This window comes from Streptomyces sp. NPDC002853, assembly GCF_053591915.1.
Genome location: NZ_JBSFUS010000020.1, coordinates 85033 through 97152, shown reverse-complemented (window position 1 = coordinate 97152; position 12120 = coordinate 85033). Strand labels below are relative to the sequence as shown.

Annotated in this window: 1 protein-coding gene and 1 pseudogene; both read right to left on the bottom strand. The window is 73.8% G+C overall.

Translation table 11 applies throughout. The features are described from left to right. Positions 1-6627 (bottom strand): SDR family NAD(P)-dependent oxidoreductase, encoded by a 6627-nt coding sequence (locus ACWD02_RS39975; RefSeq protein ID WP_451220964.1) that lies wholly within the window; start codon positions 6625-6627, stop codon positions 1-3. Further along, positions 6624-12068 (bottom strand): annotated as a pseudogene (locus ACWD02_RS39970) (type I polyketide synthase); the annotation flags it as partial. The gene ACWD02_RS39975 and the pseudogene ACWD02_RS39970, both read right to left, overlap by 4 nt. Between the last annotated feature and the right edge of the window lie 52 nt (positions 12069-12120).

Sequence of the window (12120 nt, the reverse complement as noted above, 5' to 3'; positions counted from 1 at the left end):
TCACCGGTCCTGGTTCTGGCAGTCCTGGCTCTGGCGGTCCTGGCTCTGGCCGAGCTCGTTGTCGATGAAGTCGAGGACCTCGGCGGCCGTCGCCGACTCCAGCCGGGTCAGCACGGTGTCGGAGGTGGTGGCGTCGAAGGCGTCGTCCCCGGTCGTCGCCCTGCCCGTCAGCGCCTGCTGCATGGCGGTGAGGCGCAGGGCGATGTCGTGGCGCAGTTCGTCGTCGGCCGGCAGCTCCGCGAGGGCGGCGTCCAGGCGGCCGAGGTCCTCGTACACCTGCGGAGCGGCCGGTGTCCCGCCCGCCGGGTCGAGTTCGGTCAGGAGGTGGTCGGCGATGGCGGCCGGGGTGGGGTGGTCGAAGACGAGGGTGGCGGGCAGGCGCAGGCCGGTCGCCGCGTTCAGGCGGTTGCGCAGTTCGACCGCGGTGAGCGAGTCGAGGCCCAGTTCCTTGAACGGCTGCTCGGAGTCGATGTCCGTGGCGGAGTTCCTGCCGAGTACGGCGGCCGTGTGGTCGCGGACCAGGCCGACGAGGAGGCGGTGCCGTTCCGTCTCGGGGGTGTCGGCGAGGCGGCGTGCCAGCGAGCCGGAGTCGGCGGCGGTACCGGCCGCGGGCCGGGCGGAGGCTCGTACGAGACCGCGCCACAGGGACGGCAGGACGCCCGAGTCGGCGAGTTCGCGCAGTCGCGCCAGGTCGACGCGGGCGGCGAGCAGCAGGGGCCGGTCGACGGCGGAACCGACGTCGAACATGTCGAGGGCCAGATCGGTCGGCATGGGCAGGACCCCGTCGCGCCCGAGCCGGGCCCGGCCTTCGCCGCCGATGTGGGCGGACATGCCGCTGACCTGCTCCCAGAACCCCCAGGCCAGGGAGACGGCGGGCAGGCCCTGGGCGCGGCGGTGGGCCGCCAGGGCGTCCAGGAACACGTTGGCCGCCGCGTAGTTTCCCTGACCGGGCATGCCCATCACACCTGCTCCGGCGGAGAAGAGGACGAAGGCGGTGAGGTCGAGGTGCCGGGTGGCCTCATGAAGATTGACCGCGGCATCCACCTTCGGACGCAGCACCCGCTCGAACTGCTCCGGCGTCAACGACCCGATCAACCCGTCGTCCAGCACACCCGCCGCATGCACCACACCTCGAAGCGGGAACTCCTCCGGGATCGCGGCGATCAACTCATCCAGCGCCACACGGTCGGCGACATCGCAGGCCACCACACTCACCCGCGCACCGAGCCCCGAAAGCTCCTCCGCCAGCTCTTTGGCGCCTTCGGCCCGGTCTCCACGTCGGCCGGCCAGGATCACGTGCCCGACCCCGTGCTCCACCACCAGACGCCGCGCCACCAGACCACCCAGCACACCCGTACCACCGGTGATGAGGACACTTCCCTCCCGGTCCCAGCCACCCGGCATCCGCAACACCAACTTGCCCACATGCCGCGCCTGACTCATGAAACGCAACGCCTCAGGCGCCCGCCGCACATCCCACACCCGCACAGGCAGAGGGCTCAGCACACCCGCCTCGAACAACCCCACGATCTCCGCCAGCGTGGCGCCCAGGCGGTCCGGTCCCGCGTCGCGGCCGTCGAAGGCGCGGTAGGTGACGCCGGGGTGGTCGGCGGCCACTCGTTCGGCGTCCCGGATATCGGTCTTGCCCATCTCGATGAAGCGGCCACCGCGAGGCAGCAACCTCAAGGACGCGTCCACGAACTCACCCGCGAGCGAGTCCAGGACCACATCGACACCGCGCCCACCGGTCACCCCGAGGAACTTCTCCTCGAAATCCAACGACCGACTGGAAGCGATCTCACTCTCCTCGAAGCCCAACTCCCTGAGTGTGTCCCACTTTTGCGGGCTTGCCGTCACCAGGACGCGTGCACCGAGGTGCCGCGCCAGTTGTACGGCGGCCATGCCGACGCCGCCGGTCGCCGCGTGCACGAGGACCGTCTCGCCCTTCCGCAGGCCCGCCAGATCCACCAGGCCGTAGTACGCAGTCAGGAAGGCGGCGGGGACGGAGGCGGCCTGCTCAAAGGTCCAGTCACCCGGCATACGGACGAGGAAGCGGCGGTCGACCACCACGACGGGGCTGAACGCGCCGGGCATCACACCCATGACGCGGTCGCCGACGGCGAGGTCCGTGACATCGGGGCCCGTCTCCAGGACGACGCCCGCGGCCTCGCCGCCGATGCCCTCGTGGTCGGTGACCATGCCCAGACCCACGACGACGTCACGGAAGTTGACGCCCGCCGCGCGCACGGCGAGCCGCACCTCGCCCGGCCGCAGCGGCGCGTGCGCCTCCGGTCGGGAGACCAGGGCGAGGTCGGCGAGCGTGCCGTGGCCGCCGGACTCGACCCGCCAGTCCGTCCGGCCCGGCGGCGGCACGAGGCCGCCGTCGCTGCCGACGCGAGCGAGCCGCGGGATCAGCATCTCGCCTCCGCGCCAGGCCAGTTGGGGCTCGTCGGCATCGACGGCGCGGGCCAGGGCGGGCCTCGGCGCGCGGTCGTCGTCGGGGTCGGCGTCGATGAGCACGAAGCGGCCGGGGTGCTCGGCCTGCGCGGAACGGATCAGACCCCAGACGGGGGCCGCCGCCACATCGGGCACGTCACTGTCGGCGCCGACGGCGACCGCGCCGCGCGTCAGTACGACCAGCCGGGTGTCCGCGAGGCGGTCGTCGGCGAGCCAGCCCCGCAGGGTGCCGAGCACGTCGAGCAGCAGTCGGCGGGCCTGCGCGGAGATGTCGTCGGCGTCGGGCGCGGCGCAGGTGAGCACGGCGCCCCGCGGTGCCGGTTCCCCGGCGTCGAGGGCTGCCGTCAGTTCCGCGAGGTCCCTGTGCCCGCGTACGCGTGCGCCGCCTGCCGTCAGGGTTTCCGCGGCGGCGAGCGGGTCGGTGCCGAGCACCGCCCATGTGGCGCCGAGGGATGCGGCCGGGGGTGTGGTGTCGGGCGTCCAGTCGATCTGGAACAGGGCGTCCGCGGCGGGGTTCTGGTGGGCGCGCAGCTGCTGGGCGGAGACGGGGCGGGCGACCGACGAGTCGATGTGCAGGACGGGCCGGCCGGTGGGGTCGGCGACGTCGACGCGGACGGCGCCCACGCCGCTCGGTGAGATGCGTACGCGCAGGTCGGTGGCGCCCGCGGCGTGCAGACGTACGCCGTTCCAGGCGAACGGCAGCCATAGCCCGTCGGGGGCGGCACCTCCCACGAGTGCGGCCTGCATGGCGGCGTCGAGAAGGGCGGGATGGACGCCGAAGGCCGCGGCCTCGTCGCGGGCACCCTCGGGCAGGCGCACCTCGGCGAGGACGTCGTCACCGAGCTTCCACAGGGCGGTCAGACCCTGGAAGGTGTCGCCGTAGCCGTAGCCGCGCGCCGTCAACTCACCGTATATGTCGTCGACTTCGAGCGGCTCGGCACCGGCGGGGGGCCATACGCCCAGATCCGCTGAAGGCGCCTCGGTGGTGTCGCCGAGTATGCCCGTCGCGTGTCGCAGCCAGCCGCCGTCACCTGTCCGGGAGTGCACCGAGAACGCCCTGCGTCCCTCGTCGTCCGCGGGCTCCACCGCCACCTGCACCCGTACGTCGCCCGTCTCGGGCAGCACCATCGGGGCCTGCAGCGTCAGCTCCTCGACGCAGGCGCAGCCCGTTTCGTCGGCTGCCCGCAGGGCGAGTTCGATGTAGCCGGTGCCGGGCAGCAGGACCACACCCGCGGCCGCGTGGTCGGCGAGCCACGGATGGGTGCTCAGCGAGAGCCGCCCGGTGAGCAACACCCGGCCGTCATCGGCCTGTTCGACGGCCGCCGCGATCAGGGGGTGGCCGGTCGCGGTCACGCCGAGTGCGGAGGCGTCCGTGGCGCGGGCCCTGGCACCGAGCCAGTAGCGGTCGCGCCGGAAGGCGTAGGTGGGGGCCGGTGCGGGAGCGACTCCCCGGAAGGGGGTGGTCCAGTCCACCGGGGTTCCCGCCACCCAGGCCGAGGCGAGCGAGGTGAAGAACTGACGCAGTCCTCCCTTGCCGGTGCGCAGGGTGCCGACGGCCGTGACCTCGGTGCCCAGGGCGTGGGCGGTCTCCTCGATGCCGATGGTGAGGACCGGGTGGGCGCTGTTCTCGACGAGGACACGGTGGCCGTCGCGCAGCAGGCTGCGGACGGCGGCCTCGAACTCCACCGGTTCGCGGCCGTTGCGGTACCAGTACGCGGCGGTGAGCTCGGCCGGGTCCAGGAGGTCGCCGGTGACCGTGGAGTAGAAGGGAACGGTGGCCGGGCCCGGCCTGATGTCGCCGAGGGCGGTGAGCAGTTCGTCGCGGATCTGCTCGACCTGCACGGAGTGCGAGGCGACGGAGACGGGGATGACGCGGGCCCGGATGCCGTCCGCGACGCAGCCCGCGACCAGGGCGTCCACGGCGGCGCGGTCGCCGGACACCATGGTCTGGCGGGGCGCGTTGCGGCCGGCGACCGCGATGTCGCCGGGCAGGCCGGCGAGGCGCTCGGTGACCCGCTCGGCGGTCAGCGACACCGTTGCCACCGCCCCCTTGCCGGTCAGCGCCCGGGCGAAGAGGCCGCTGCGTACGACGACGACGCGGGCGCCTTGTTCGACGGTCAGCGCCCCGGCGACGCAGGCCGCGGCGACCTCTCCCTGGGAGTGGCCGACCACGGCGGCGGGCCGCACTCCGTGGGCCTCCCAGAGCCGGGCGAGCGCCACTTGGACGGCGAAGAGGACGGGCTGCAGCAGGTCGATGCGCTCCTGCCAGCTCTCGTCGTCGCCCCGCAGCAGATCCACCACCGACCAGCCGGTGAGCGCGCGCACGGTGGTGTCGCACTCCTCGACGGCGGCGGCGAAGACCGGGGCGGTGTCGAGGAGTTCGCGGGCCATGCCCCGCCAGTGGGTGCCCTGGCCGGGGAAGACGAACGCGACCCTGGCGGCGCGGCCGCCCTGGGCGCGTGCGGTGCCGCGCACCACGTGCCGGGGGGTGCGCTCGTCGCCGAGCGAGCCGAGTCCGGTGGCCAGCTCTTCGGGGCCGTCGGCGACGACCACGGCCCGGTGCGAGAGCGGGGTGCGCCGGGCGAGGGTGGCGCCGAGCCCGGGAAGGCCGTCGGCCTGGAGGGCGGCCACGTGCCCGGCGAGGCGTTCGCCCTGTCCGCCGAGGCCGTCGGCGCCGATGCCCGAGACGACGTACGGCAGGACGGAGGACAGCGTCGGCGGCTCCGTCGTGGTGTCGTCCGTCTCAGTGCCTTCCCGCGGGGTTTCGGCGGGTGCCTCTTCGAGGATGACGTGGGCGTTGGTGCCGCTGATGCCGAACGACGAGACGGCGGCGCGGCGCACCCCGTCGGCGCCGGACCAGGGGCGGGCCCGGTCGAGCAGGCGCACGGTGCCCGGCTCCCAGTCGACGTGCGGGGTCGGCTCGTCGGCGTGCAGGGTGGGCGGCAGCGTGCCGTGCCGCAGCGCCATCACCATCTTGATGACCCCGGCGACTCCGGCGGCGGCCTGGGCGTGGCCGATGTTGGACTTGACCGAGCCGAGCCACAGCGGCCGGTCCTTGGTGTGCGCCGTGCCGTACGTGGCCAGGAGTGCCTGCGCCTCGATGGGGTCGCCGAGGGTGGTGCCGGTGCCGTGCGCCTCGACCACGTCGACGTCGGCCGGGGTGAGGCCGGCGTCGGCGAGGGCCTGGCTCATCACGCGCTGCTGGGACGGTCCGTTCGGGGCGGTGAGGCCGTTGCTCGCGCCGTCCTGGTTGACGGCGGAGCCGCGGAGCACCGCGAGGACGGTGTGGCCGTTGCGGCGGGCGTCGGAGAGCCGCTCCAGGACGAGCAGGCCGACGCCCTCGCCGGGCCCGAACCCGTCGGCCGCTGCCGAGAACGCCTTGCTGCGGCCGTCGGTGGCCAGCGCCCGCTGCCGGGAGAACTCGATGAACTGGGCGGGCTGGGCCATCACGGTGGCACCGCCGATCAGCGCCATGGAGCACTCGCCGCGCGCCAGGGCCCTGGCGCCCAGGTGCAGGGCGACCAGGGACGACGAGCAGGCGGTGTCGACGGTGAACGACGGCCCTTCGAGACCCAGGACGTAGGAGAGACGGCCGGAGACGACGCTGAGGGTGTTGCCGGTGACGGCGTAGCCCTCCACGTCGGGCGGCACATCGGTGAGGTCGGGCAGGTAGCCGGAGTCGGAGGCGCCGACGAAGACGCCGGTGCGGCTGCCGCGCAGCGTTCCCGCCTCGATGCCCGCGCGCTCCAGGGCCTCCCAGGCGACTTCGAGCAGGATGCGCTGCTGCGGGTCCATCGCCAGGGCCTCGCGCGGCGAGATACCGAAGAACTCCGCGTCGAAGCCCGCCACGTCGTCGACGAAGCCGCCCGCGCGGCCGTACGTCTTGCCGGGGCGGTCGGGGTTGGGGTCGTAGAGGCCCTCGATGTCCCAGCCCCGGTCGCGGGGCAGGTCCCCGATGCCCTCGCGGCCCGTGGCCACGAGGTCCCACAGGGTGTCGGGGTCGGTGATGCCGCCGGGGAAACGGCAGGCCATGGAGACGACGGCGAGCGGTTCGCGGGCCGCGCCGGCCTCGTCGGCCAGTTCCTCGTTCAGGATGCGCAGCCGCTGGTTCTCCGTCAGCGCGGAGCGCAGTGCCTCGACGATCTCCTCGGTTGATGCGGGCATCGTCAACTCCGTTCCTGGGGGCGGTGCGTGAGCTGGATGAGGTCGTCCAGGGTCATCTCCGCGATGGCAGCGGCCTCGTCGCGTCGGCGGGGCGGCTGCGTGCCGTCGGGTGGCTGCGGGGTGTCCGCGGGCTCGGGGGCAAGACGGGTGTCGAGGAAGGCCGCGACGGCGGTCGGTGTCGGGTGGTCGAAGATGAGCGTGGCGGGCAGGCGAAGGCCGGTGGCCGTGTTGAGCCGGTTGCGCAGCTCGATGCCGGTGAGCGAGTCGAAGCCGATGCCCTTGAAGGGCTGCTCCGCGTCGACGCCCTGTGTCGCGGGGTACTGCAGGACGGCCGCGACCTGGGTGCACACCTCCTCCAGGAGTGCGTTCTCGCGTTGCGCCGGTGTGAGCCCGGCGAGCCTGCGGACCAGGGCGGCCTCCGCGGTGGAGTCGTCGGCGGCTTCCGGTTCCCAGACGCGGCGCACCTCGGGCAGGTCGCCGATGAGCGGGCGGCGGCGTGCGGCACCGAAGACCTCGGCGAACCGCTCCCAGTCGTTGTCGGCGACGGTGATGAAGGTGTCGTCGTGGTCGAGGATCTGCCGCAGGGCCCGCATCGCGAGGTCGGGGTCCATCAGGCGTACGCCGCGTTCTGTGAGGTGCTCGGCGGCTCCGCTCGACATGCCGGGCCCGTCCCAGGCGCTCCAGGCGACGGCGGTGGCGGGTGTGCCCTCGGCGCGCAACTCCTCGGCGAGCGCGTTGAGATACGCGTTGGCCGCGACGTAGGCGCCCTGCTGGCCGCCGCCCCACACGCCCACGGTGGAGGAGAACAGCACGAACGCGTCCAGGGACGGTCCTTCGAGCAGGGTGCGCAGGTTGCGGGCGCCCTCCACCTTGGCGGCGAACACCTCGGCGTACTCCGCGAGTTCGGCCACGGCGACGGTGTCCCGGGAGCCCTTGAGTCCCGCTGTGTGGAACACCGACGTGACCGGATGGGCGGCGGGCACGGCGGCGAGCACGGCGGCCAGCGCCGCGGGGTCCGCCACGTCGCAGGCGGTGATCGTCACCTGGGCGCCGAGCGCGGTGAGTTCGGCCTCGAGGTCGGCGGCGCCCGACGCCGTGGGGCCGCTCCTGCTCAGGAGCAGCAGGTGTTCGGCGCCGTTGCGGGCCAGCCAGCGGGCCACCTGGGCGCCGATCCCGCCGGTGCCACCGGTGACCAGGGCGGTGCCGCGGGGGTGCCAGCGACGGACGGGCGCACGCCCGGCGAGCGGGGCACGCACCAGGCGCCTGCGGTGCAACTGGTCGCCGCGCACCGCGAATTCACTCTCGTCGCCGTCCGCGGCGAGCGCGGCGGCGAGGGGTCGCCCGGCCATGTCGTCGGCTTCCTCGGGCAGGTCGATCTGGCCGCCCTTGCGCCGCGGGTTCTCCAGCAGCGCGACACGGCTGGTGCCGAGGACGTGGGCCTGCCGCGGGTGGGCCGGCGGGTCGGACTCGCCGACGGAGACGGCTCGGGTGGTCGCCCACCACACGGGGGCGTCGTTCGCGAGGTCGTCGAGTGCCTGGAGCAGGGAGACCGCGGCGGCCGCGCCCGCGGTGAGTTCCTTGTGGCGGCGGTGCGCCCCCTCGTCCAGTGCGAGCAAGGAGAGCACCCCGGCGGGCTCGGTCTCCTCGGTGGCCGCGCGCAGTTGCTTGGCGAAGGTCTCCCGGTGGGCGTCGGCCGCGTCGAGGACCACTTGGCGCACCTCGGCTCCGTGGGCTCCGAGCGCCTCGGCGCAACGGGCCACCCAGGGGTGCTCCACGCAGGCGGACGGCACCACGAGCAGCCAGGGGGCGCCCAGTTGGGGTGCTGCCGGTGCGGGCAGGGGCTGCCACTCGACGGTGTAGCGCCAGGTTTCGAGCACGGCGTCCGCGTGGCGTTCGCGGCGCCAGGCCGAGAGCGCGGGCAGGGCCGCGGCCAGGGCCTGCGCGGTCTCGCCGTCCAGCCGCAGGGTGCCCGCGAGCTCCCCGGCGTCGGCGCGCTCCACGAGGTTCCAGAACTCGGCGTCGGCGGGGTCCGCCTGCGCGCCGGCCGGTGCCGCGGCGAGGTCGGGCAGGTCGATGTCCGTGGCGGGAGCGGGGGTCAGGGCACGCCAGTCGACGGACACGCCCCGTGCCCAGGCCTGGGCCAGGGCGGTACGGAACCTGAACAGGCTGCCGTCCTTGCGGCGCAGGGTGCCCAGGGCCACGGCCGGTGATCCGACGTCGTCCACGGTCTGCTCGATGCCGGGGAGGACGACAGGGTGGGTGCTGATCTCGATGAACGTCTCGTGTCCCGCCGCGAGCAGGCTCCGTACGCCGCCCTCGAAGTTCACGGGCCTGCGGGCGTTGCGGTACCAGTACGCGGCGTCCAACTCCCTTGCGTCCAGGGCTTCTCCGGTCACGGTCGAGTAGAAGGGGGTCTCCGCGTGGCCTCCCTGGATGCCGTCCAGCGCGTCGAGCAGGGTTCCTTGCAGCCGTTCGACCTGCGGCGAGTGGGACGCGTAGGTCACCGGCACGACGCGGGCCTGGAGACCGTCGGCGACGCAGGCGGCCACGAGCTCTTCCACTGCCGCTCGTTCGCCGGAAATGACGGTGGACGAGGGGCCGTTGAACCCGGCGACCACGACCGCGTCGCCCTCGGCGAACCCCGCCTCGGCTATCCGCTCCCGTACGCGTCCGGCCGCGAGGCCCACGGAGGCCATCGCGCCCTTGCCCGCGAGCTCCTTCGCCAGGATGCGGCTGCGCAGGACCATGACGCGTGCGGCGTCTTCGAGGGACAGCGCCCCCGACACGCAGGCGGCGGCGACCTCCCCCTGCGAATGCCCGATCACCGCCGCGGGACGCACACCACACGCCTGCCACAACCGGGCCAACGACACCTGCACCGCGAACATCACCGGCTGCAGTACATCAATACGCTCCAGCCAGCCCTCATCCTCCCGCCCGAGCACCTCCACCACCGACCAACCGGTCAACGGCTCGATCACCTGCGCACACGCGGCCACCGACTCCGCGAACACCGGCGAACTCTCCAACAACTCCCGCGCCATGCCCCGCCACTGAGACCCCTGGCCGGGAAACACGAACACGGGGTCCGTGGCGGTGGAGCGGGCCGACCCGACGACGGTCCTGCGGGTCTCACGCCCTGCGGCAACCGCGCCGAGCCCCTTCAACAGCTCCTCACGCCGGTCGGCGAACAGCACGGCGCGGTGCGGTGCCGGGGGAAGTGCGGCGAGTGCGGAGCCGACGCCGGCCACGGTGGCACCGGGCTCAGCAAGCACGAACTCACTCAACTTCCTCGCTTTGTCCTTGAGTTCCTCTGCGGTGGCGGCGGAGAGGACGCACGGCGTGAGCGCCGCCGCATCGCGGTACCAGTAGCTGCGGCGCTCCCACGGGTAGGCGGGCAGGCTCACCGTGCTGCCGCGCACCGGAAGGCGAGCGGGCGGCTCGTATCCGCTGACGTAGAGCTCCGCCGCCGCGAGCGCCATCTGCCGTACGGGGTCGGGGGCATCCGGGGTGCCGGGGTGCGGCGCCTCAGGGTGGACCGGGAGAGCGTCCGGCGGTACGGCCGCCGGTGCCTCGCCGCGGTCTGTGCCGCGCTCGGCCCATGCCTTTGCGGCATCGGCGGGCGTCAGACGACCGGCTGCCCAGTCGGCGCTGATCTCTCCGGCGCCCTCTCCCGCGCTGTCGTGCGGGACGACGCCGAACGTCGCCCAGAAGTGCGTGGCGGCCATGTGGTGCGCGAGCAGCCCGCGTTCACCCATGGCCTCACTTGCCCGGTCCAGGGCACGGGCGTAGGCGGGCTGCTTCTGCAGGGCGGCACACACGGAGGCGTCCGGGTCCTGGCCTGCGTACCAGAAGGTGACGGGCCGAGCCGCCTCCCCCGTGACGTGACCCGTGCGCAGGTTCGGTGCCGTCCGGCCGGCGGCGGCCGCTTCCAGCGCGGCGATCATCTCGTCACGGTCACCGACCACGGCGAGCCGGTGTTCCAGGAGGGAGCGGCGGTGGGCCGCCGTGAGCACGAGCGCGTCGACGGCTTCCGCGTCGAGGCCCCGCAGGCGGCGCGCCATGCGGCGGGCGGCCTCGGGCAGGGCGGACGCGGTGGCCGCGGTGACGGGCAGGACGTACGGGGCGCCTGGCTCGGCGGGCGCGGGCCGGGTCCGCGGGGCGGCCTCCACCAGGACGTGGGCGTTGCTGCCCGCGAGCCCGAAGGAGCTGACTCCGGCGCGTGCCGGGCGCGGGCGTGCCGGCCAGTCGCGCGGTGCGGTCGGCACGGCGAGGGGCACGGCGTCCCAGTCGACCCGGGTGGTGAGCCGGTTCAGGCGGTGCGGGGGGACGCTGCCGTGGTGCAGGGCGAGGACGACCTTCAGGAGTCCGGCGATGCCGGCGGCCGGGGCGAGGTGCCCGATGTTGGCCTTCACGGACCCGATGAGCAGCGGGTCGCCCTCTTCCCTGCCAGGGCCGAACGCCTCGGCGAGGGAACGGACTTCGATGGGGTCGCCGATGCGGGTGCCGGTGCCGTGGGCCTCCACGTAGTCGACCTCGTGCGGCTGCCAGCCCGCCCGGTCGAGCGCCTCCCGTACGACGGCCACCTGGGCAGCGCCGCTGGGCACCGTCAGGCCTCCGCTGGCCCCGTCCTGGTTGATGGCGCTGGCACGCAGCACGGAGTAGACGCGGTCGCCGTCGCGCTCGGCGGCGGCCAGGGGCTTGAGGATGAGTGCGGCGGCGCCTTCGCCCCAGCCGAGGCCGTCGGCGTCGTCGTCGAAGGCCTTGCAGTGGCCGTCGGGGGCGAGTGCGCCGCCCTCGCCGTTCATGGCCACGAGCACGGTGGGCGCGGCGATCACATTGGCCCCGCCCACCACGGCGACCTCGCAGTCGCCGCCGAGCAGGCCCTGACAGGCCAGGTGGACGGCGGTGAGGGATGCGGAGCAGGCGGTGTCGACGGCCATGCTCGGCCCACGCAGCCCGAGGAAGTACGACAGCCGGCCGGGCGTCGCGGCGAAGGAGGTGCCGGTGCCGTAGTAGAGGTTCACGTCCGCCATGTCGCGGGTGAGCATCTGCTGGTAGTCGGCGGTCTCGAGCCCGACGTACACCCCGACGCGGCTCCCCTCCAGATCACGCGGCCGACAGCCCCCGTCCTCCAGGGCCTCCCAGGCGACTTCGAGGAACAACCGCTGCTGCGGGTCGAGCGACTTGGCCTCGCGGGGCGAGATCCGGAAGAAGGGCGCGTCGAACCCGGCGATGTCGTCGAGGTATCCGCCCCGGGTGGGCAGATCCCCCCCGACCTCATCCCACACCGAATCCTCACGCCGCCGAGCAGGCAAGTTCCCGATGGCATGCCGCCCATGGGCGAGAAGCGCCCAGTACTCATCGGGAGTAGAAGCCCCGGGCAGCCGACAGGCGACACCGATCACGGCGATGGCGTCGGCGGCGGGGGTGTGAGCCATCGCGGGGTCGGCGGAGTCCGATGCGGGCTCGGCCATGCGCGCAGCCTCGGCGGTCTCG